General features: G+C 41.6%; 20 protein-coding genes and 1 tRNA gene. 13 read left to right on the top strand and 8 right to left on the bottom strand.

What is annotated here, in order from left to right; genetic code table 11:
• Positions 1-42 precede the first annotated feature (42 nt).
• Positions 43-573: a hypothetical protein gene (locus AC59JO_RS06580; protein ID WP_413668250.1), complete on the bottom strand. Its 531-nt coding sequence runs from the start codon at positions 571-573 to the stop codon at positions 43-45.
• Positions 574-948: 375 nt separating this feature from the next.
• Here AC59JO_RS06580 and AC59JO_RS06575 point away from each other — a divergent pair, with 375 nt between their 5' ends.
• Positions 949-1,773 (top strand): hypothetical protein, encoded by an 825-nt coding sequence (locus AC59JO_RS06575; protein WP_497304243.1) that lies wholly within the window; start codon positions 949-951, stop codon positions 1,771-1,773.
• Between the two features lie 215 nt (positions 1,774-1,988).
• Here the strand turns inward: AC59JO_RS06575 and AC59JO_RS06570 are convergent.
• Positions 1,989-2,062 (bottom strand) — tRNA-Ile (locus AC59JO_RS06570).
• A gap of 64 nt (positions 2,063-2,126) precedes the next feature.
• On the opposite strand from AC59JO_RS06570, the gene AC59JO_RS06565 reads away from it, so the two are divergent.
• Positions 2,127-2,759, top strand: coding sequence for an HAD family hydrolase (locus tag AC59JO_RS06565; protein ID WP_413668252.1), 633 nt, complete (start codon positions 2,127-2,129; stop codon positions 2,757-2,759).
• Between the two features lie 29 nt (positions 2,760-2,788).
• On the opposite strand, the gene AC59JO_RS06560 is transcribed toward AC59JO_RS06565, so the two are convergent.
• Positions 2,789-3,991: a proline dehydrogenase family protein gene (locus AC59JO_RS06560; RefSeq protein ID WP_497304241.1), complete on the bottom strand. Its 1,203-nt coding sequence runs from the start codon at positions 3,989-3,991 to the stop codon at positions 2,789-2,791.
• A 58-nt stretch (positions 3,992-4,049) separates the two neighbouring features.
• On the opposite strand from AC59JO_RS06560, the gene AC59JO_RS06555 reads away from it, so the two are divergent.
• The 10 genes from AC59JO_RS06555 to AC59JO_RS06510 all read left to right on the top strand — a co-directional run bounded on the left by AC59JO_RS06555 (position 4,050) and on the right by AC59JO_RS06510 (position 14,120).
• Entirely contained in the window at positions 4,050-4,256 is a 207-nt protein-coding gene (locus AC59JO_RS06555; protein ID WP_091207471.1) for an RNA-binding S4 domain-containing protein, read from the top strand.
• A gap of 2 nt (positions 4,257-4,258) precedes the next feature.
• Positions 4,259-5,317 carry a 3-dehydroquinate synthase gene (gene aroB, locus AC59JO_RS06550; RefSeq protein ID WP_497304239.1) on the top strand — a complete coding sequence of 353 codons (1,059 nt, stop codon included), beginning with the start codon at positions 4,259-4,261 and terminating at the stop codon, positions 5,315-5,317.
• Between the two features lies 1 nt (position 5,318).
• Positions 5,319-6,245, top strand: a complete 927-nt coding sequence (locus AC59JO_RS06545; protein ID WP_497304237.1) for a sterol desaturase family protein — start codon at positions 5,319-5,321, stop codon at positions 6,243-6,245.
• Between the two features lie 38 nt (positions 6,246-6,283).
• The gene (locus tag AC59JO_RS06540) at positions 6,284-7,162 is read left to right on the top strand and encodes a PH domain-containing protein (protein WP_497304236.1); all 879 of its coding nucleotides are present in this window, start codon (positions 6,284-6,286) and stop codon (positions 7,160-7,162) included.
• Between the two features lie 237 nt (positions 7,163-7,399).
• Positions 7,400-8,308: a prephenate dehydratase gene (locus tag AC59JO_RS06535; RefSeq protein ID WP_413668257.1), complete on the top strand. Its 909-nt coding sequence runs from the start codon at positions 7,400-7,402 to the stop codon at positions 8,306-8,308.
• A 98-nt stretch (positions 8,309-8,406) separates the two neighbouring features.
• A complete protein-coding gene (locus AC59JO_RS06530; protein WP_413668258.1) occupies positions 8,407-9,537 on the top strand; it encodes a chorismate mutase in 1,131 nt (376 codons plus the stop codon).
• 7 nt (positions 9,538-9,544) lie between these two features.
• A complete protein-coding gene (aroA, locus tag AC59JO_RS06525; protein ID WP_497304233.1) occupies positions 9,545-10,852 on the top strand; it encodes a 3-phosphoshikimate 1-carboxyvinyltransferase in 1,308 nt (435 codons plus the stop codon).
• 195 nt (positions 10,853-11,047) lie between these two features.
• A complete protein-coding gene (aroC, locus tag AC59JO_RS06520) occupies positions 11,048-12,142 on the top strand; it encodes a chorismate synthase (protein WP_413668260.1) in 1,095 nt (364 codons plus the stop codon).
• 104 nt (positions 12,143-12,246) lie between these two features.
• On the top strand, positions 12,247-13,479 hold the full coding sequence (locus AC59JO_RS06515) for an MFS transporter (protein WP_413668261.1): 1,233 nt from the start codon (positions 12,247-12,249) through the stop codon (positions 13,477-13,479).
• Between the two features lie 11 nt (positions 13,480-13,490).
• Positions 13,491-14,120 (top strand): HAD family hydrolase, encoded by a 630-nt coding sequence (locus AC59JO_RS06510; protein ID WP_413668262.1) that lies wholly within the window; start codon positions 13,491-13,493, stop codon positions 14,118-14,120.
• A 76-nt stretch (positions 14,121-14,196) separates the two neighbouring features.
• Here AC59JO_RS06510 and AC59JO_RS06505 read toward each other — a convergent pair whose 3' ends face one another.
• Positions 14,197-14,715 carry a DinB family protein gene (locus AC59JO_RS06505; RefSeq protein ID WP_497304230.1) on the bottom strand — a complete coding sequence of 173 codons (519 nt, stop codon included), beginning with the start codon at positions 14,713-14,715 and terminating at the stop codon, positions 14,197-14,199.
• Positions 14,715-15,725 carry a glycosyl hydrolase gene (locus AC59JO_RS06500; protein ID WP_497304228.1) on the bottom strand — a complete coding sequence of 337 codons (1,011 nt, stop codon included), beginning with the start codon at positions 15,723-15,725 and terminating at the stop codon, positions 14,715-14,717. The genes AC59JO_RS06505 and AC59JO_RS06500 overlap by 1 nt, the downstream gene beginning before the upstream one ends.
• A gap of 226 nt (positions 15,726-15,951) precedes the next feature.
• On the opposite strand from AC59JO_RS06500, the gene AC59JO_RS06495 reads away from it, so the two are divergent.
• Complete coding sequence (locus tag AC59JO_RS06495) at positions 15,952-17,394, top strand: L,D-transpeptidase scaffold domain-containing protein (RefSeq protein WP_413668265.1); 1,443 nt, start codon at positions 15,952-15,954, stop codon at positions 17,392-17,394.
• Between the two features lie 69 nt (positions 17,395-17,463).
• Here AC59JO_RS06495 and AC59JO_RS06490 read toward each other — a convergent pair whose 3' ends face one another.
• From AC59JO_RS06490 to AC59JO_RS06480, 3 genes are all read right to left on the bottom strand, one after another.
• Positions 17,464-18,165: a murein L,D-transpeptidase catalytic domain family protein gene (locus AC59JO_RS06490; RefSeq protein WP_413668266.1), complete on the bottom strand. Its 702-nt coding sequence runs from the start codon at positions 18,163-18,165 to the stop codon at positions 17,464-17,466.
• A 313-nt stretch (positions 18,166-18,478) separates the two neighbouring features.
• Positions 18,479-19,057 carry a nitroreductase family protein gene (locus tag AC59JO_RS06485; RefSeq protein ID WP_497304225.1) on the bottom strand — a complete coding sequence of 193 codons (579 nt, stop codon included), beginning with the start codon at positions 19,055-19,057 and terminating at the stop codon, positions 18,479-18,481.
• A 75-nt stretch (positions 19,058-19,132) separates the two neighbouring features.
• On the bottom strand, positions 19,133-21,568 hold the full coding sequence (locus tag AC59JO_RS06480) for an alpha-ketoacid dehydrogenase subunit alpha/beta (protein WP_413668268.1): 2,436 nt from the start codon (positions 21,566-21,568) through the stop codon (positions 19,133-19,135).
• Between the last annotated feature and the right edge of the window lie 42 nt (positions 21,569-21,610).

The following is a 21,610-nucleotide window of genomic DNA, read 5'->3' as shown; positions in this document are numbered from 1 at the left end:
AAGTATATACGGGTGTATATTTCATAATTTACTTACTTGTATTTAGCAACCACCTTTGCGGGGGGCATGCTTATAAATTGTTTTACTATCTCGTTCTGCATATTCGCCCGATATTATTGGATATACATACTTGGGCGCATATGATATGCTATGGCTTTTTATAATTATTTTGTCGTTAACTTTCAGGCTATTTAGCTGCTGAGGCTCATCGTCAAACCTAAGAATATAATCATCACCATTAATCCTGGCCATCACTCCGAAACCTAATAATGAGCCTGGCGGAAGAGAAAGAGAGGTTACAACAGCCTCCATATTGGTATAATCCCTAATATACTTCCTTATTTTAGCAGCGCCGGCATACACTTTTTTACCTTCCGGAGACGCTTCCCATTCTTTGTACTTTATACCATCAGGGCTCGCCTCCCATTTTTTCAATGCAGCTCCCCTTTCAGCAGCAGAGAGGGGCTTTGAGGTTGGCTTTTTAGAAGCATCATTTTTAATTTCACGATTTGCAAATACTACTCCGCTTACCACAACCAGCGGTAAGATCAGCACATAAATACCTTTTTTCATACTTTTTGTAGGTTTTAATTAAAATAGAACTGTCTCCTGATAACAGAAGCCTTTTAAGCCCTTTTTTTCATGCCCCTTAAAGTTGGGCGTAGCAAAATTACTTTGATGCCCTTCAGCACAAGGAATTTGGATTGTAAATAAAAATGTAAACTTTGTAAATAAAATACTGACACTATGCATCTTAGCTAAAATCCCCTTTCGGGAAGTACAAAAGGATTAGCAACTGAACGCCGGGAAATAAAAAACTTAACTGAAAGGCTGGAATAACTTAAAGGGTTGCCCCCATACCCTAATGGGTAACATCGGTACCGCCACGTATACAAAATCCACAAGGTTATTTATATTCACAAAATATTTACCAACCTTTTCCCATTAATGAAAAAGCTGTTTATAATAATTACCCTATTTATACTGGCGCAAAGCGTAACAGCACAACAAAATGCGCTCAGACATATTGCTGATAGCATTTATGCAGAGGGGGAAATGCTTTATCGTTCCGAATGGGCATCGGGGCATGGTACACAAATTTTCACCTCCAGATTCGGCGAGAAGAAGCTGTTATCTGGCGGGTATTTTTCTTATGAAACCCCAAAAGGGCTTACTACTATCTTTTTTTCTAAAAATGAGGATCCAGTAGCATTAGCCACAGTTAAATTCGACTATGGCTTAGATTCGTCTAAATACAGTATAGATACAACTACAAGAAAACTTACCGAAGATGAAAAGGGCTTTTATACCATACGGTCAAAAGCCGCACAAGCTGTTTTAGGCGACACGCTTTTTAAATTTTATGAGCATACCAGTTTAAATCTTGTTCCTATTGTAAAAAATGGGGCAAAAAGAGTATATGTCATTACCGCTCAAACCCTACAGGATGAAGTATTATTAGGAAATGATTACCTGATTATCTTTGACAAAGACGATAATATAATTAAAGAAACAAAGCTTCATAACAATCTTATTCCCCTGGGAACTGGCGGTAAAGATCCGATAAAAGCATCTTCCCATCAACATTTAGGTAAAACAAGTCCATTTATAACCGCAACAGATATCTGTGCATTTAAATTATGGAGGGCAAAAACAACTTGGGTGATCAGTTTTGTTGTCTCAGCTGGATATGTATCTGCATGGCACTTTCGCGATGAGTTTTTAGAAATTCTAACCCAAGACCAATGGCAAAAAATAATGAAAAACCAATAGCCTTATCGGGTAAAATGAAGAGCAAAATAATCACAAAAAAAACGGTGGGGAAAGCCTTTCCACTCTGGTTCTTGCGCACATTAAATCTCAAAGTCTCTTTCAGTGCAGAACCCTATATGGCTCGAACCAGAATGGGCTTCAATTCCTTTAAACGTAGCTTGTAAAAAGCTGCAAAACAAAAAAAGGGCCTTTACGATATCGTAAAGGCCCTTCAGTGCGCCCACCTGGGCTCGAACCAGGGACCAAAAGATTATGAGTCTTCTACTCTAACCGACTGAGCTATAGGCGCGGTTATTTGTTTTTGTTTGCGGGTGCAATTTTACATATTTGCGGCCATATCTCAAACTCTTTTTATGGAAAATATTAAAAATATCATCTTTGATTATGGCAATGTTATTTTCAGCCTTAGCTTCGCCAGTGTACAACAAGCATGGAATCAATTAGGTATAAGCAACCCTGAAACATTTTTTGGACACAAAACTCAGGATGAAATTTTTGATAAATTTGATCGCGGAGAGGTTACCGCAGACCAATTCAGGGAGTATGTAAGGGAAAAAACCAACAATCCATCACTCAGCGATGTGCAAATCGACGCTGCATGGAATAGTATTTTAGTTGGAATTGCCGATGGCAACCATGATCTGTTACTCAAATTAAAAGATAAATACCGCACATTTTTGTTGAGTAATATCAACGCAATCCACTATGATTATATCATGAACTACCTTAAAACCGATTTCGGTTTCGACGGGAATGATCATTTGTTCGAAAAAACATATTACTCACACCTTACCGGCAAGCGCAAGCCGGAACGCGCCATCTTTGAACAAGTATTAAAGGAGAATGATCTGAAACCGGAAGAGACTCTATTTATTGACGATAGTCCGCAGCATTTGGAAGCTGCTAAAAAACTGGGCATTCAAACCTTTTTAATGACGGCTCCCGATACTATACAGGCTTTTGCAAAAAGAGCGCATTTAATTTAATAAATGCGCTCTTTTAATAGCTCAATGAATTAAGCGCTTCGGCGCTTTCTTTCTTTTGTAATCAAGCTCAGTTCGCGACTCATTTGACCGGCTATGGCCGTATTTTCCTGTGCACGACGGAACAAGTACGGCAGTACAGCTTTTACCGGCCCGTAAGGCACATATTTGGCTACATTATAATCAGCATCGGCCAGGTTAAAGCTCAAGTTATCGCTCATGCCCAGCAATTGCGAGAAATAAACATGCGGGTGCTTATGATCGATACCTTTATTATCCAGTAACTCGGCCAGTAGGCGGCAACTTTCTTCGTTATGCGTGCCTGCTATAAATGCTATTTGATCAATATGGCTTGTGCAATAATCAAGCGCCGAATCATAATCAAGGTCAGCCGATTTTTTATCAGGCTGAATTGGTGATGGATAACCTTTTTCTTCGGCGCGTCTACGTTCTTTTTCCATGTAAGCGCCGCGCACTATTTTCGCTCCCAGTATAAACCCTTCGCTTTGGGCTATTGCATGATCATTTAACATAGAAGCCAGTTTATCATGCCGGTACATTTGATAGGTATTATATACTATAGGCTTTTGCTTGTTAAACTGCGTCATCATGGTAAGCGCCAAAAGATCAATAGTATCCTGGATCCAGCTCTCTTCTGCATCTATCATTACCGGTACATTATTTTTATATGCCTTATCGCATATGGCCAGCACCCTGGCTTGTACCCTTCTCCACTCCTCCTCTTCAGCATCGTTTAGTTTAAGGCGCGCGTCAAGCTTCTCAAGCAAACCGAAACGGCCTACTCCTGTTATTTTAAATACGGTAAGCGGAATAGCATTATCTTTTGCAGCACGTTCAATGGTACGGATGATCTCATCACGGGTATTATCAAATACCGTTTCTTCTTCTTCACCTTCTACCGAGTAGTCTAAAATAGTACCTACCCTGCCACTATAAAGGTTTTTGATGGTATAATCACATTCGGCAATAGTTTCACCGCCGCAAAAATGTTTAAATATGGTAGCTTTGATGATACTTTTTATCGGTAAGCCTATCTTCATAGCAAAGTTGGTAACCGGCGGACCTATCTTTACTAAAAAGTTGACATTGATCATTCTGAACAGCCAATATGCCCGGTTCAGATCGGCGTTGGATGAATGGCGAAAAGCTATTTCTGTATTTTCGAACGAGGGCGTATTTCGTCCTTGGTTATTGTTAGTTTCAAAAGAGGTCATCTGCAAAATTATAAAATGATAACTCATAATTGCATGAATAGTTTATTTTTGCCATCCCATGATCGAATTTAAGTTAGAAGGGGACTTTATCCCCATGATCCAGCTACTCAAAGCTGCGAACTTAGTACAAACCGGCGGCGAAGCGCAAATAGTTGTAACTGAGGGACTCGTGAAGTATAACGGTGCAGTTGATTACCGTAAACGCCTTAAAGTTAAAAGAGGAGATACGGTTGAGTTCGATGGAAATAAAATTATAGTAATATAATAATGAACACTATTTTAAGCGATAATTACTCGGTTTATTTTGATAATAGCCTTGATGAGTTAGTTGATTTTATCAAAAAAGGCAACTATTCAAAATTTTTTATTTTAACCGACGAAAATACAGGCGAGCATTGCCTGCCCTTACTTACAAGCAAACTTACTGGCTTCAATAATTACGACCTGATCGAGATCTCTTCGGGTGAGGAAAGCAAAAACATTGACTTTTGCGTAGGCGTTTGGAAAATGCTGATTGATTTTGGTGCCGACCGCAAAAGTCTGATGATCAATTTAGGTGGTGGTGTCATAACAGATATGGGAGGCTTTGCTGCATCCACTTATAAAAGAGGGATTGATTTTGTGCAGGTGCCCACCACTCTCCTTTCGCAGGTTGACGCCTCTGTTGGCGGCAAAACAGGTATTGATGTTGATGGCATCAAAAACATTATTGGCACTTTCACCATGCCTAAAGCAGTATTTGTTGCACACGAGTTTTTACAAAGCCTGCCTCCGCGCCAGATCCTTTCAGGTTTGGCCGAAATGCTTAAACATGGTTTAATTGTTGATGCCGCCTACTGGAACAAGCTAAAAAACAGCGACCTTAAAAACCCATCAGTTGAATTGGTACATCGTTCAGTGGAGATCAAAAATGAAATTACCATCGAAGATCCGCACGAGAAAGGCATCCGCAAGGCGCTTAATTTTGGACACACCATTGGTCATGCTGTCGAGACATATTCATTACTTCATGACAAAGACAGCCTTTCGCACGGTGAAGCCGTAGCTATCGGCATGATCTGCGAATCATACCTCGCCCACAAAAAAGCAGGATTGTCTTCAGACGAACTTCATGAAATTGTAACGGTATTAACCGATCTTTACCCGGGATATACCATTAACGAGGACAGTTTTGATGAGCTGTTACTGAACATGAAAAAAGACAAAAAGAACGTAGGTGACGAAATTAATTGCACCTTACTGACACGTATAGGCCAGTTTAGTATTGATAATGTGTGCACTGCCGACGAACTTTGTGAAAGTTTGAGATATTACATTAACCTGTAACATGCTGCAACATTTAGATCCGCGTAATCAGGCTGCCCTTGTATTAATGGGCTTACTGGTTGTTTTAACCCTGGTTGAAATGGCCTTAAGCTATTGGGAAGACCGCAAGTATTATGAAACGCGCGATACACTTACCAATATTTATCTTACTTCGCTGGCAGTTGTTACCAACCTTTGTGTTAAGGTATTTACATTTTTTATACTTGATTACACCTACCAGCATTACAGGCTTTTTGAAATCCGAAATATTTTCTGGTATTGGCTTGTGCTGGTTATAGTTCAGGATTTTTTATATTGGGTATTGCATTATGCCGGGCATTACTGCCGCATGTTTTGGGCAATGCATGTTACTCATCACTCGTCTGAACATTTCAATTTCACAACGGGTTTCAGGTCTACAGTTTTTGAACCGCTTTACAGGGTATTCTTTTATTTACCGCTGGCCGTAATGGGTTTTACTGCTTTAGATATTTTATACGCATATTTAATAACACAGCTTTACGGTAACCTGGTACACACGCAATATAAAATCCCATTGCCCAAATGGTATGGATGGATCTTTGTAACGCCCGCACATCACCGTGTACACCATGCATCAAACATTCCTTATCTCGACAAAAACATGGGCATGGTATTGATCATTTGGGACAGGATATTTGGAACCTTCCGTGATGAAGACTTGCCCGAGCCTGTTAAATATGGTTTAACCAAACAACCTGAAGACATGGGACCGGTAAATGTTTTATTTCATGAATGGAAAGCATTGCTGCATGACGTTAGAAATGCACCCGATCTTAAATCAAAAATCGGGTACTTTATTCACCCACCAGGATGGAGCCATGATGGCAGCACCCAAACTGCACGTGTATTGCAACGGGAATATAGGGAAATGGAAGAGGCACAAAAAAAACACGAAACCGCAGCGTAACAATTCTATATTAGCATCGGTCTTAATAACCTAAGCCGATGCTTCAACTCATATCCAAACTACAACACAATACTTACGAGAAAGGCGAATATTCTGACGAGCAGCCCCGTGATTTGGATGAAACTATTCAACTCATTAAGGATTTCCCATGGGATGCCGAGCGGGCATTAACCGATATCCAGTTAACCGGTCCATCGGTAACTATTGAGGATAATGATCGAAATTCCCTTAAACTCGGGTTGTATTTCAGCGGTAAATTCTGTTTATATTATTTAGATCATTGTGATCATCTGTATGAATATCATGCCCCAACTATTGATGAGGCCTGCAGATTGGTTGATGATTTTTTCAATCAACAAATTGATTTGAAACTATTTGATAGGCATCTGTTCAATATCGGCAATAAACAACACTTTATCACAAACAGTTTTATATACCGAATAAAACCTTTTAAGGTAATTGGTATAGCGGCACTTATATCTTTTTTTGTACTGTCAAGCTTCTACTTCCGCTTATTACCAGATGAAGCTTCATCCCGATATCCCGTTGGTGCTGTTTTTGGGATTGTGGCCGCATTAGGGCTATTTATAGGTGTTATTGTATTCGCTCTCACGATGGGAAAACGTCAGTATCTGCAAATATCACGCGGTAACAGTAAGTTTTCATACGGATATAACGAAAAGCGGATTGTATTATATGACAAGCTCGACATAAAGGAGATTTCCTATTATATCGGCGCCAGGGGCGGCATGTCTCATCCCAAAATAACTTTCAAAAATGGAAGCTATATAGAACCGGAAAATTTGATCAGTGTTTCAACACTGCTTAAAAAGTTTCCTGAAAGTTTAAAAATCACCATCAAACAATATCAGCAAACATCATTAGGAAGTACTGAACGCATAGTGTCGCCAAATTAAATTTGGTTGACTATTCTTTTTTTATAAAAAATAAAATTTTCTATTGACAAACTCTTTTTTTACCGTACATTTACGGCGTAATAAAAAACAACAAATGAAATTAACAGGTGCATACTTTTTTGGTTACTACTTTTACTTTACCAGTGAGAGCCGGGACTAATATGTACTAAACAAAACATATAAAAAACACAAAAAGTCCCGGCCCAACAGCCGGGACTTTTTGCTTTAACAGGGTTTATGAAAATAGAAAGACCAAAAGTTGCAATTCAGGGTATTCGGGCTTCCTTTCACGAGGAAGCTGCAATAAGGTACTTTGGCGAAAACATCGAAACCATTGAGTGCAACTCTTTTAAGCAAACATTCGAAAGCTTAAAAAAACGAGAAGCCGATTACGTAGTAATGGCGATAGAAAACAGTATCGCGGGCAGTATCCTGCCAAACTATACCTTGCTGCTTGATTACGGCTTCCCGGTGGTTGGCGAAATTTATCTGCCTATCCAACTGCACCTGATGGCTTTGCCCGGTGTAAAGTTTGAGGACATTAAATATGTGACCTCCCACCCTATTGCCCTGCGCCAGTGTGTTGATTTTTTTGACGAATACCCGCACCTTAAAATTGTGGAAAGTAGTGATACTGCCGCCTGCGCAAAACGCATTAGGGATGAGCAATTGACCGATACCGTTGCAGTTGCCAATGCGCTGGCAGCCCAGCTTTATGGTCTGGACGTGCTGGAACGCCGTATCGAATCAAACAAAAGGAATTTCACCCGTTTCCTGATCATGACCCAGCATGACAATGTTGAGAAGAAACCGGCTAACAAAGCTTCGTTATGTTTCCAGGTGAGTAACAAAGTTGGTGCATTAGCTAAAGTGCTTAACATATTTGCCGAAGAAGGTGTAAATATGAGCAAAATTCAGTCGATGCCGATTTTGGGTAAACGTAACGAGTACAATTTTTATGTAGATGTTGAATGGGATGAACAAAAGCAATATGATACTTCAATAAGGCAGATCCTGAAGTACACCCATAACTTCAATATTCTTGGCGAATACGAAAGGCATGACGACGAACCTGGCACTACCCCAAAACCGCACCGTGCTGAAAGGAGTATCCGCAAGTATATCAACATCAGGCGCAACGTTTAAGTTGAATGTCACGGATCAAACAGAAACCAAAAAAAATTAACATAATTAAATTTATTAACTAACATTCCCGGCCATCACCGGATAAATACAAAAACAAGATGAAACTAAATTTAAACATACAGCCGCTTAGCACCTGGATTAAAACAGGCAAGGAACCTCTGGTGATTTCAGGCCCTTGCAGCGCTGAAACCGAAGAACAATTAGTAGCCACAGCTCATTTATTAGCTCAAACAGGTAAAATCTCTGCATTGCGTGCAGGTATCTGGAAACCACGTACCCGTCCGGGCGAGTTTGAAGGTATTGGCAGCATCGGTTTGGAGTGGTTAAAACGCGCCAAAGAAGAAACCGGCTTACCAACCGCTGTTGAAGTTGCTACTGCAAAACACGTTGAAGAAGCTTTAAAAGCCGGCGTTGATATCCTTTGGGTTGGCGCACGTTCAACTGCAAATCCGTTCACCGTTCAGGAAATTGCTGATGCTTTAAAAGGTGTTGACGTTCCTGTAATGGTTAAAAACCCTGTAAACCCTGATCTTTCATTATGGGTTGGTGCATTAGAGCGTATCAATAACGCAGGTATTACCAAATTAGCTGCAATTCACCGTGGTTTCTCATCTTACGAAAAATCTGCTTTCCGTAACGAACCAATGTGGGATGTTGCTATCAGCTTAAAAACATTAGCTCCTGAGTTGCCTATCATCAACGATCCAAGCCACATTACAGGTAACCGTGATTTGATCGGCTACATTTCACAAAAAGCGTTAGACCTTGATATGCAAGGCTTAATGATCGAATCACACATCGATCCAAGTGTAGCATGGACAGATGCTAAACAACAAGTTACTCCTGCCGCACTTGCTGATATCATTGATCATTTAGCGTTACGTAAACCAGAAGTTAAAAATGCTGAAGTAAGCGATAAACTGGCTGAGCTACGTAACCAAATCGACAAAATCGATGACCTGGTGATCCAAAAAATTGCTGAGCGTATGCAGATTGCCGAAAAGATCGGTCAGTACAAAAAAGATAACAACATCACCATTTTGCAAGTTGGCCGTTGGGATGAGATCCTGCAAAAACGTACCACATACGGTAAAGCGTTAAAATTAAGCGCCGAATTCACCGAAAAATTGCTTGAACTGGTTCACAACGAATCTATCCGCAGGCAAACAGAAGTAATGAACGCCGATGCCGCTCAGGGCCAGGCCGCAGAAAAACTTACACACGCTTAATTTGATAATGATGCAAAACATCATTCTTAAAAGAAACAACAAGATCGTTAACGGTACGGTTAACCTCACCGGTTCAAAAAGTGAGTGCAACCGTGCCCTGATCATCGAAGCAATAAGCGGAGGCAAGGTACATGTTGAAAACGTATCTGATGCTGCGGATGCTGTTTTACTGGCAGGTGTTTTAAGGAAGAATCAAGAGCCAAAAATCAAGAATCAAGAGATTTTGGCAGGCGATGTTTCTTCTAATTCCGAAATCGAAAATTGCAAATCCGATATCGTTGATATTGGTCCTGCAGGTACGGCTATGCGCTTTTTGACGGCTTACTATGCTATTCAGGAAGATGAAGTGATATTAACTGGTAGCAAACGCATGAAAGAGCGGCCAATAGGTATATTGGTTGATGCATTGCGTGTGCTGGGCGCCAATATTGATTATGAGGAAAATGACGGCTATCCTCCCATCAAACTAAAAGGTGGTTTTAAGCAACAAACAGGCAAAATCAGCATAAAAGGCAATATTAGCAGTCAGTACATTACCGCGCTGTTACTTATTGCCCCTGCCCTGCCTTTAGGCTTAGAGCTACATATTGAAGGTGAGTTAACGTCACGCCCCTATGTTGAAATGACTTTGGCCATGCTGGAAACTTCTGGTATCAAGCATACATGGGAAGAGAATGTTATAGCAATTGCAAACCAGGAATTTACAACAACATCATTGTACGTTGAACCTGACTGGAGCGCCGCCTCATACTGGTATGCCATTGCAGCTCTTGCTGATGAGGCCGAACTGTTTTTAACAGGATTGACACCTTATAGCTTACAGGGTGATAGCGTAATTACCGAGATCATGGCTAACTTTGGTATCACTTCGCAGTTTAAGGACGGCGGTGTTCATTTGAAGAAAGAGAACAAACCAATTTCGCGCCGCGAATTTGATCTGAAAGAATGTCCCGATCTGGCACAAACTGTAATTGTTGTTTGCGCAGCACTTGATCATGAAGCTTCATTCACCGGCTTGGAAACGTTGAAGATCAAGGAAACCGACCGCATCCTGGCACTGCAAACAGAGCTTGGCAAAATGGGTGTTAAGCTGATTGAAAAAGATGAGGTTTATACGCTTGATTGCAGCGGCAAATTCATCCCGGAGAATATCTTCATCAACACCTATCACGACCACCGCATGGCGATGGCCTTTGCGCCGCTTGCCCTCATCCTTCCTCAAATGGAGTTTGAGAACGGACCGGTGGTTGAAAAATCATATCCCGCTTTTTGGAACGATTTAGAAAAGCAAGGATTTGAAGTGGAAGAGGTTTAGGCGAAAGGATAAAGGCGAAAGCTGAAAGGTTTTTCCCGGCACATACTTTTGAAGTGCAAAGCAATCGTTAAGACTTACGAAGTTTTGAAAACTTCGTAAGTCTGGATTTTGCAATGATTTTTATAAATAAACCAATTAAAGATATTCAGATAGGATTTTCTCATATCTCATATCTAACATCTCATATCTAAAACTATGGCAGGCAATTCATTCGGGCAATTATTCAGGATAACCACTTTTGGCGAATCACATGGCGAAGCTATCGGCGTAATTATTGACGGATGCCCGGCAGGTTTACAGGTTGACCTTGATTATATACAGGGCGAACTGGATAAACGCAAACCAGGCCAGTCAAAGATCACCACGCAACGTAAAGAAAGCGATACGGTAAAGATCCTTTCGGGCACGTTTGAAGGTAAAACCACAGGTACCCCTATTGCTATGCTGATCCCCAATGAAGATCAGCGCTCAAAAGATTACAGCCATAACGTGGATGTTTTCCGCCCTTCACATGCCGATTATACTTACCAAACCAAATACGGTATCCGTGACCATCGTGGCGGCGGCCGCTCATCAGCCCGTGAAACTGCTGCCCGCGTTGCTGCAGGCGCTTTAGCAAAACTATTGCTTAAAACCCAGGGCATCGAAATTGTTGCCCATGTAAGCAGTGTAGGCAAAATCAATGCTCCCAATGTATTCATTAGCGATCCGCTTGAGTTTATTGAAGAACGCGAAAAAAACATTGTACGCTGCGCCGATCCGGCAACAGCCGAAGAAATGATCGAGTTTATTGACAGCGTACGTAAAGATGGTGATACCGTTGGTGGTAAGATCAGCTGTTACGTAAAAAACTGCCCGGTTGGTCTTGGTGAACCAGTGTTTGATAAGTTACATGCAGATTTAGGTAAAGCAATGCTAAGCATTAACGCCGTTCACGGTTTTGAGTTTGGTTCCGGCTTTGAAGGCAGTGAAATGCGTGGATCTGAACACAACGACATTTTTGTAAAATCACATTTAGGTGATATACAAACCATCACCAACTTTTCAGGCGGAATCCAGGGTGGCATAAGCAATGGTATGCCTATTGAATTTAAGGTCGCTTTTAAACCGGTAGCTACCATCATGAAAAACCAGGCTACAATTGATAGCGAGGGCAACGCTGCCGAGATCTCGGGCAAAGGCCGTCATGACCCTTGTGTGGTTCCGCGTGCAGTACCTATTGTTGAAGCTATGGCAGCACTTGTTTTAGCCGATCACTGGCTCAGAAACAGAAACGCTAAGCTGATTTAATGATGTGCAAATATGCAGATGTGCAGATTATTATATAATTCGCACATCTGTATTGATTTCATAATTTGCACATTTGCATATCCGCACATTTGCACATCATCCCCATGCTTACCTCAATTATCCAATTATACAAACAAGCCTATAGCGGACTTTCAAAAAACAGCTGGTACCTGAGCATCGTAATGCTTATTAACCGGAGTGGTACCATGGTTGTACCATTTATGACCATTTATACCATCAGGCAGCTGCATTTTACCATCGAGCAGTCGGGTTATATTATGGCCATTTTTGGTGTGGGTGCGGTATCCGGCGGTTTTATTGGCGGTAAGCTGATCAATAAGATAGGCTTTTATGATTTACAGGTTGGTGCACTGCTTACCGGCGGGTTGCTGTTCCTGGTATTAGGCTATCAGCACAGTTTTATCAGCATGGCAATCTTTACTTTTGTACTAAGTATCTGTAACGAATCATTCAGGCCTGCTAACTCAACTGCTATTGCCCATTACAGTACCGAAGAAAATAAAACACGTTCCTATTCATTGAACCGGCTTGCTACCAACCTGGGCTGGGCTTTTGGCGGTGGTTTGGGTGGACTATTGGCCTCTATAAATTATCATTTGCTTTTTTGGGTAGATGGCTGTACCAATATTGCAGCAGGCATATTGTTGCTTACATTAATGCCTCGTTCAAAAGTGGCAAAAACAATTAAAGAAGCAGTGGCCGGTTTTGATGAAGTGGTTTCATCGGCGTATAAGGACGGCGTTTACCTGCTGTTTATCTTGTTAGCTACGCTGTTTGCAACTTGCTTCTTCCAGTTTTTTATTATGCAGCCTGTGTTTTACAAAATACAGTGGCATTTTAATGAGCGCTTTATCGGTTTCCTGCTGGCGTTAAACGGTATACTTATCGTTTTAATTGAAATGATACTGATTAACTGGCTTGAAGGCAAACGCCATGCTTTAACCTATATTATCTCTGGCATTTTAGTTACCGGAGCAGGCTTTGTATTACTTAACCTGATGCCTCATGTGCCTTTGGTAGCAATACTGATTGTATGTATGGTTACTTTGGGCGAAATGCTCTCTATGCCTTTTATGAATACCTTTTGGATTAGCCGCTCCAATGCGCGTAACCGGGGCGAGTATGCCGCTTTATACAGCATGTCGTGGTCGGGCGCACAAATTATCGCCCCATTTTTAGGGAGCCAGGTTATTGCTTATGGAGGATTTGAAATGCTTTGGTGGTTGCTGGGTGGTGTTTGCATGCTTGTTGCCTGCGGTTATTTCATCATGAAGCGATCGATCCACATCAATAAACGAGTGCCTGTTTTACCTTAATTTTTGTTACCATGAAAAAAGCTATCATATTAGATCTTGATAATACCATATATCCGGTTAGTTCCATCGCTGATCATTTGTTTAATGAACTGTTCAACTTTCTTGATCAGCATATTGCTGGTGAGGGTATCGATCATATCAACAAGGCAAAAGAAGATTTAAAACGGATCCCTTATCAAAAGGTAGCAGACAAGTACCAGTTTAGTGAAATCGTAAAAAACAAAGGGCTCGAACTGCTGAATAACATTGAGTATAAACTACCCATGCAGCCTTTCGACGATTACCAGGACATCCGCGAAGCAAACATCACCAAATTCCTGGTTACAACAGGTTTCACCAAGCTGCAATGGAGCAAGGTAAAAATGCTGAATATCGAAGCTGATTTTGAAGCCATCCACATTGTGGATCCCGAGCTTTCGTCACTAACCAAAAAGGACATTTTCACATCGATATTGGAACAATACGATTACAAACCCGAAGAAGTTCTTATTATTGGCGATGATCCAGAATCGGAGATAAAGGCCGCGAGCGAATTAGATATCGACACTTTCCTGTACGATCCCGAAAATAAACACCCTGATGCCAGGGTAACCCATCGTTCGCAAAATTTGAAAGATGCAGCGATTATTGCAAATCAGTAATTAGGAGGTGCCTACGGAGCCTTAATGTTGTTTTTTTTAGGCTCCGTAGGTGCCTCCTTTCTCAAAGAAATTTCTACTATCGCCTGTGCTTAAGCACCTTTACAGTAACAATAAGCTGCCCCAAATGCCGCATGGTATGCTCCGCCGAATGAGTATACAAACCGATCACTGTTGACGGCAATTGCGCCCGTCCCACTCCTCTCCAATCGGTTAAGATAGATTCATCAGTAGCTTTTAGTTGATCAATGGCATTATCCACCTGAACATTAAACGCGTTTACCAAATCAGAAACAGCAATTTTATGCCCGCCCGGTTTGCCTTCCGCCGCCAGGTAACTTAGCTGTTCTTCGCTAAGCCCTTCTCCTTTAGCATAAGTAAAAAGTCTGTCCAATACGCCCGTTAAATGCCGCAAATGAAAACCTGGCGATGCCATCCCGGCAAGTTTTTCCCATAATAATGTTTCAGGAAAATCAGACATCAACTCATTGAGTTCTTCCCTCGCCTGTAAAAGCGCGTGTGCCACCGGTTGCAGCAAAGCGGGAACATCTGCCAGCGGGCCGCGAAGCCAAACTTCGGGTAATTTTGTTTCAGACATTAGTTTTTATTTAACAATGCTTTTACTTGTTCATGATTAAGCGTTTGAGGAAGACTATATATAGTCCTCACCCGCTCATGTGTATTATCAGTCCAAAGCCAGCTTGTCCACACCATAAACCAGGCCCATTCGGGTTGGGCTGCCAGAATTTCGGGTTTTGGCAGTTCACCGGTTTCTGTTAACGCTATGATTTTTCCATTAGCAACCTTAATCAAATCGTTATAATCCCGCTGTTCATAGTCAAAATGATAAATATCAGCTCCTAAAACATCTACATAATCAGCCCCCGGATAAAAATCTTTATAATCGTAGGCTTCATCTAAGGGCAGGTCGCGTAAACCATTAGGTCCCCATACCCAAATCAGGTTGTTTAAATGATGGTAATTAGTATACCGGTCGTACATCATTTTCCAAAGTTTGATGATCCCGTCATTCCCTTTTTTATTTCCCCACCAAAACCATACACCGTTCATTTCATGATAAGGGCGCCATAAAACAGGTACATGTGCATCTCTGAGCTGTTTTAAATAACCTGCTACTACATCAACCTGCGCCAGCCATTTTTTATTCAGTTCGGTATTGGGGGTTGTCAACTCCTTCCATTGCGCATCAGTCAATTTCCCCTGGATGCTTTGCTTCCAATCATAGGGAGGATTATCAATTGGCCGGCCCTGGTGCCACATCAATGTTACGAGATAACCATCCTGCCATTTCTGTTTGGCTTCATTAACCAGGTCCTGCCCCAGGTCCTTATCTCCCCAAAGCATGAAATCTGAACCCCACACAGCGGGGTAATGTCCTGTAATAGCTTTGGCACTGTCTGAAAAAACGTCACGGTCACTGTTGTAATTCTGTTGGCCCGACAAAATTTGTTTGCCTTTTATACTATAAAGGAAAGCAAGCAATTTATTTACCTCAGGCGATGCTTCTTTATTTACTGGTTTAAAACTCTGTGCTAATGCCATGAAAGGCAATGATATGATTAAAGTAAGCGGGAGCAGTTTTTTCATTTTAATTAAAACAGATTATTCGGGTTATTGGTTATAGGGCGCTATGTTCAAAAATAAATAAAAAGCACAGCCCTTTATGGTATGGCTATTGCTATTCATACGCAATATTTAACTATCTTTCGTGTATATGATACCTATCCCCTTTAAAAAACACTTTATCCCAATTATACTTTCCACGTGTTTTATTTTGCTGCTTGCGTTTCAAAGCTGCAAAAAAAAGCACGAAATGATTGCTGAAGATATGTTCAGGATCACCCAAAATGAGATTTTCAAAAAGGCCGATACCGAAGAATACATTCCCGTTTTTAAGAGGGTGTTTGCTAAATACAGATCTAAAACAGCCAACCCGCTTGTTATTGAATCATTTTTTAAGAAGAACGAATACCAGCCTATTTTAGTAATAAACCACTTAAACAACGGCGACCTTGAGGCTTTACCCGAATACCTTGACAGGATCAATGAGCACGGCCTTGACCCTACTGTATACCCTTCAAACGAGATCAAAAGGCTTGTTGCAAAACTGAAGGACAAGACAGCAATAAAAACAATTGATGAGGCGTATGAAACTGTTGCCAAACTTGAAATTTTAACAGCCGGGGCACTGGTAAAATATTCAAATGCATTGCAATATGGGGTCATTAATCCTAAAAAGATCTACTCAAGGTACTTTATGGCGACCCGCCGCCCTGATAGTACAACCATGCTCGCTACTTTAGAAAGGGCCGATTATAAAACATTCCTGGACAGTATCCAACCCAAAAACCCGCAATATTTAGCCTTACAAAAGGCTTACAGGGACAGCGCCACTATAGAAGGGCTATCAAGAGAAGAAAGCAAACGCTATTTATTGGTTAGCCTTGAACGCCTACGCTGGAGAAATAAACCTTACGAGCCCAAATATGTTATCGTAAATATTCCCGATTTCAGGCTTGATGTTATGGATAGCGGCAAATCGGTTTTAAACATGAAGGTGTGTGTTGGCCAGGGACGTAACATGGAAAATCAAAACACATTGGAGCATTTTGACGATACCGCCCGGGCAGATAAACCGTTCCCGCGCGAAACGCCGATATTGAACAGTGTGATTCATAGCGTTGAAGTAAACCCGGTTTGGAACATTCCGCGCAGTATCGCTACCAAAGAAATCATTGTTGAAGCTGCAGAAGACCGTTTTTACCTGGCGAATAAAAATATCGATGTGTTTAAAGATGGCAAAAGGATAGCCGATCCGGAAACGATAGATTGGACACAGGTAACCCCTGATAACCTCGAGTACGAATTTAAACAGCGCCCCGGCGAAGATAACTCATTAGGTAAGATCAAATTCCTGTTCAAAAACCGCAGCAGCGTTTACCTGCACGATACACCTAACAAAGCTGCATTCCGTAAAACGATGAGAGCAGTGAGCCATGGCTGCGTGCGCCTGGGCGATCCCCTCGGCCTGGCAAAGAATTTATTTGGCGAAGGAGCTGATATCGACACCATCGCAAATGATATGATAGTGAATAAACCGGAGCCTACTAATATTGGCCTGCCTAAAAAAACACCTATTTACATTACCTACGTAACTTGCTGGGCCGATGAAAATGGCACTATCCAATATCGCCCTGATGTTTACGGTTTGGATATTGTGCTTTATGCGCACCTTCAAAGTTTTTTGGCAAAATAACAAAAAAATAGCCCGGCGAACTTGATAGTAAGCCGGGCCTCATGATTTGGTTTATAGTTGGGATTGGATTTAAAACTTAGCAAAGTTGAACGAAGTGTCGGCACTCGCCATTAAATTAAGCGGCCCTGCTTCATCCAGATATTTTGAATAATACGAATCGTCGTTTCCGCTAATAAATATAACAGTTTTTCCGGCAATTGTATTAATTACTTTATTAATTACTTTTGGCGATACAGCCGGGCAACCAAAACTTCTTCCTATGTATCCTTGCTCATTAATAGCAGCCGGACCAACATAATTTGCACCGTGCACAACAATGCTACGCATACGGGCATTGCCATTAAAACCTTCATCCATACCATCAAGATATAACGATCGGCCGTGTTTGCCGTTATAAACTTTATCAGTAACATAAAAACCGAGACTGCTTTCATGCGAGTCGTTAGCATCTGAAAAATGGCTGGCCATTTCTTCGCCACTGCCCGAACCATGGGCTACCCAGGTATTGAGTACCAGTTGTTTGCTCAACAAATTAACGATCCACATACGCTTTTCACGGCTCGATTTGCTAAAATCAACCACTGTAAGCACATCGCTGCTTTGGGGCACCATATGCGCGAGCTTTAAATTGGTGTAACCTGTAACAGCTTTTTCAAATACATTAAAAGCTAAACCAGTTTCACTAAGATGCGCTGATTCGTATAAATTATTGACGTATTGCTCAAATAGTTCTTTTGTTGTAAACGCTGCATTTTTTTTTCTTACGCTCACTGATCTGTTTGCACCATCCGATTTCCAGCTTAAGATTGTTGCTGACAGAAAAAAAATCGACATAGTGACCCACAAAAAATGTTTCCTCATACGCTTGCCTGAGTTTAAATTAATTTTAAATAATTAGGGTATAGTAACAGGTTCTGGACGGTGTGTTAACCTGCTGTTAACAGGCCAACACAAAAATATACTTTAAAACGTAAATTCCAAATTAGTAAAACAATAATTTTTTACTTAAATGAAAATAAGTTTAAAACTAAGCAATATTTTAGGCTATTATACGAAGCAAAAAAGGAAAGGTTATGGGTTAATTTTACTTAACCCATTTAATTTTATTTTCAAGCGGAACGGTGCGTTTTCCTTCGGGGTACTGGTCGGCGTAGCCAAGGTACAATACGCCCATCACATTATCCTCATCACGCAGATTCAAAAACTCCTTGAATGCCGGTTTCAGGATAGCCCCACCAGTGCTCCAGAATGAAGCCATGTTTAAGGCGGTAGCGCCCAGCAAAATGTTTTGAATGGCACTTGATACAGCAGCAACCTCCTCAAATGGTGGTATTTTAGGCAGGTCGCCACGTTGCATAACAGCAATGATCACGTGCGAGACTTTGTTGCCAAGCGTTTTCAGGTTATTGTAGGTAGCTTCGTTAAAATCTTCGGCAGATACGCTGTTTTTATAAACTTCGGCATGTTCAGCACAAAACTGATCGGGATTTTCATAAACAATGAAGCGCCATGGTTCAGTAAAACCATGAGTTGGAGCCCAATCGGCAAGTTCAAGTAACGCGGCAATATGCCCGTTTGGTGCTTTATGACCATTCATCATGGCCGGTTTTACAGTACGGCGGGTTTTGATATTTTCGGCGACGGTTAAAAAAGTATTATCCATAGTAGATTAAAAAAACAGTTGGTGAAATTAGCAATTTATGAATTGCTAATTTCACCAGCCTGTAATTATGAGTTATTAATAAATAGCAGGGTATTTTGAAGGATTAGCCTCGTTCATCATGGCATAAACGGTTTCAACTACGTCATCAACAGACGGCTTACTGAAGTAATCGCCATCTGAGCCATAAGGTGGCCTGTGTTCTTTAGCGGTTAGCGTTTTAGGCTGTGCATCGAGTGCGTAATATCCATTTTGTGCTTCCAGTATCTTTTGCAGGATGTAGGCAGATCCGGCACCGGGCAAGTCTTCATCAACAACCAGCAACTTACTGGTTTTCTTTAACGAAGTACCACAAACATTCTCTGTATCAAATGGATACAGCGTTTGAGGATCTATTACTTCGATATGAATCCCCATACTTTCAAGCTCAACCGCAGCCTCTTGCACAACCCTCAATGTTGATCCGTATGAAACCACAGTGATATCGTCGCCTTCTTTTAAAACTTCAGCCTTGCCAAGCGGCACAGTAAAATCACCAACATTGGCCGGCAATTTTTCCTTTAAACGATAGCCATTGAGGCATTCAATTACCAAAGCAGGTTCATCACCCCTTAGCAGCGTATTGTACATACCGGCTGCCTGGGTCATGTTACGGGGCACACAAATATGGAAACCGCGCATCGACCCCAAAATAACACTCATCGGTGAGCCCGAATGCCAGATGCCCTCTAACCTGTGACCACGAGTACGAATAATAAGCGGTGCTTTTTGCCCGCCCATGGTGCGATAACTTAAACTGGCAATGTCATCACTGATGATGGTTATTGCATATATCAGGTAATCGAGATACTGGATCTCTGCAATCGGCCTTAAACCGCGCATGGCCAGCCCCATACCCTGCCCTATAATACTTGTTTCACGGATCCCGGTATCGCTGATACGTATCTCGCCATATTTAGCCTGCAAACCGGCAAATCCCTGGTTAACATCGCCTATAGCACCAAGATCTTCACCAAAGGCAACAATGCTTTTATCCCGGGCAAAGTTAGCATCGAATGCGGCATTCAGCACTTCCCTGCCATCCATTACCTTTGCATCATCACTATAAATAGCAGCTACAACAGGCACATAAAGAGGCGATTCTGGTGTTCCCGTAAACAACTTTGAGTTGTAGCGCTCGGCATTTTTCACGCCTTCCGTTTTCAGCCACGCTGATAATGCTCTTCGCTCAGCATTATCCTCATGAACGGTTAACCGTAACGCTTTACGGATAGCGGTAAAAATCTCGCGCCTGCCAGCGTCAAAACTTGTATGTAAGCTTGCTGATAAGCCCGATATTGCCTCTTTGTGCGAAGGTAATGATTCGGCAAACGCGTCTATCAGATCAGCCGCTTCCTCTATTTCGGCCTTTATAACAATGGCCAGTTCATTGGCCGCTTCCCGCTGGCATTCGCGTACATATCTTTTTGCCTCAGCCTCAAGCTCCTCCAGCTCAATTTCAGTAGTGATAGCGGAGGCAATCATCCATTCGCGCATTTTAAGCAGGCAGTCGTGTTCATCCTCCCAGGTCAGGCGCTCTTTACTTTTATAGCGCTCGTGTGAACCTGAGGTAGAGTGGCCCTGTGGTTGGGTCATTTCGGTAACGTGGATCAATACAGGTACATGTTCTTCACGGCAAATATTGATAGCCCGTTCATAAGTTTCGCAAAGGGCAATATAATCCCAGCCACGAACTTTAAAAATCTCATAACCGTTACTTCCATTTTCACGCTGAAAGCCTTTTAATACTTCCGAGATATCTTCTTTAGTAGTTTGCAAGCTGGCCGGAACCGAGATAGCATAAGCATCATCCCAAATTGAAATAGCCATAGGCACCTGCAGCACGCCTGCGGCATTAAAAGTCTCAAAAAACGATCCTTCGGAAGTTGCACCGTTACCTACGCTGCCAAAAGCTACTTCGTTACCGTTAATTGAAAACTGTTTCAGATAATCAAGTTCTTTATTTTGACGATATAGTTTTGAAGCATAGGCTAAACCTAATAAACGCGGAATCTGACCGGCAGTTGTTGAAATGTCCGACGAACTGTTCATCGTTTCAACCTGGTTAACCCAGCTTCCATCAGTGTTTACAAAACGGGTAGCGTAGTGACAGTTCATTTGCCTGCCGCCAGATGCGGGATCTTTTTCAATATCAGGATTAGCATATAGTTGAGCAAAAAACTCTTTCATATTGCTCATGCCTGTAGCAAACATAAAAGTTTGATCACGATAGTAACCCGCGCGCCAGTCGCCCGCACGAAAAGCTTTGGCCATTGCCAGCTGTGCAACCTCTTTGCCATCGCCAAAAATACCGAACTTTGCCTTGCCCGTTAGTACTTCCCTGCGGCCTATCAAACTGGCCTGGCGACTCTCATAACCAATACGATAATCATCAATAACAATCTTCTTGAAATCATCAAAACTGAGCTCGGCAGTATTAAATTTACTGGTAGCGCGTGTTGTAGTTTCAGGCATATAAAATTTTGTTTAGACGGTAAAAGTATAAAATTCTATTCT

Source organism: Mucilaginibacter sp. A5337, assembly GCF_059690695.1.
The sequence above is the reverse complement of the archived record's forward strand: the minus strand, read 5'-3'. Positions and strand labels throughout refer to the sequence as shown.

Coding starts and splice junctions, on each gene's coding strand:
- AC59JO_RS06515 (WP_413668261.1), top strand. CDS start 12,247: ATGCTTACCTCAATTATCCAATTATACAAACAAGCCTATAGCGGACTT.
- AC59JO_RS06485 (WP_497304225.1), bottom strand. CDS start 19,057: ATGGATAATACTTTTTTAACCGTCGCCGAAAATATCAAAACCCGCCGT.
- AC59JO_RS06575 (WP_497304243.1), top strand. CDS start 949: ATGAAAAAGCTGTTTATAATAATTACCCTATTTATACTGGCGCAAAGC.
- AC59JO_RS06535 (WP_413668257.1), top strand. CDS start 7,400: ATGAAAATAGAAAGACCAAAAGTTGCAATTCAGGGTATTCGGGCTTCC.
- AC59JO_RS06495 (WP_413668265.1), top strand. CDS start 15,952: ATGATTGCTGAAGATATGTTCAGGATCACCCAAAATGAGATTTTCAAA.
- AC59JO_RS06560 (WP_497304241.1), bottom strand. CDS start 3,991: ATGACCTCTTTTGAAACTAACAATAACCAAGGACGAAATACGCCCTCG.
- aroB (WP_497304239.1), top strand. CDS start 4,259: ATGAACACTATTTTAAGCGATAATTACTCGGTTTATTTTGATAATAGC.
- AC59JO_RS06540 (WP_497304236.1), top strand. CDS start 6,284: ATGCTTCAACTCATATCCAAACTACAACACAATACTTACGAGAAAGGC.
- AC59JO_RS06505 (WP_497304230.1), bottom strand. CDS start 14,715: ATGTCTGAAACAAAATTACCCGAAGTTTGGCTTCGCGGCCCGCTGGCA.
- AC59JO_RS06565 (WP_413668252.1), top strand. CDS start 2,127: ATGGAAAATATTAAAAATATCATCTTTGATTATGGCAATGTTATTTTC.
- AC59JO_RS06555 (WP_091207471.1), top strand. CDS start 4,050: ATGATCGAATTTAAGTTAGAAGGGGACTTTATCCCCATGATCCAGCTA.
- aroA (WP_497304233.1), top strand. CDS start 9,545: ATGATGCAAAACATCATTCTTAAAAGAAACAACAAGATCGTTAACGGT.
- AC59JO_RS06580 (WP_413668250.1), bottom strand. CDS start 573: ATGAAAAAAGGTATTTATGTGCTGATCTTACCGCTGGTTGTGGTAAGC.
- AC59JO_RS06545 (WP_497304237.1), top strand. CDS start 5,319: ATGCTGCAACATTTAGATCCGCGTAATCAGGCTGCCCTTGTATTAATG.
- AC59JO_RS06510 (WP_413668262.1), top strand. CDS start 13,491: ATGAAAAAAGCTATCATATTAGATCTTGATAATACCATATATCCGGTT.
- AC59JO_RS06500 (WP_497304228.1), bottom strand. CDS start 15,725: ATGAAAAAACTGCTCCCGCTTACTTTAATCATATCATTGCCTTTCATG.
- aroC (WP_413668260.1), top strand. CDS start 11,048: ATGGCAGGCAATTCATTCGGGCAATTATTCAGGATAACCACTTTTGGC.
- AC59JO_RS06480 (WP_413668268.1), bottom strand. CDS start 21,568: ATGCCTGAAACTACAACACGCGCTACCAGTAAATTTAATACTGCCGAG.
- AC59JO_RS06530 (WP_413668258.1), top strand. CDS start 8,407: ATGAAACTAAATTTAAACATACAGCCGCTTAGCACCTGGATTAAAACA.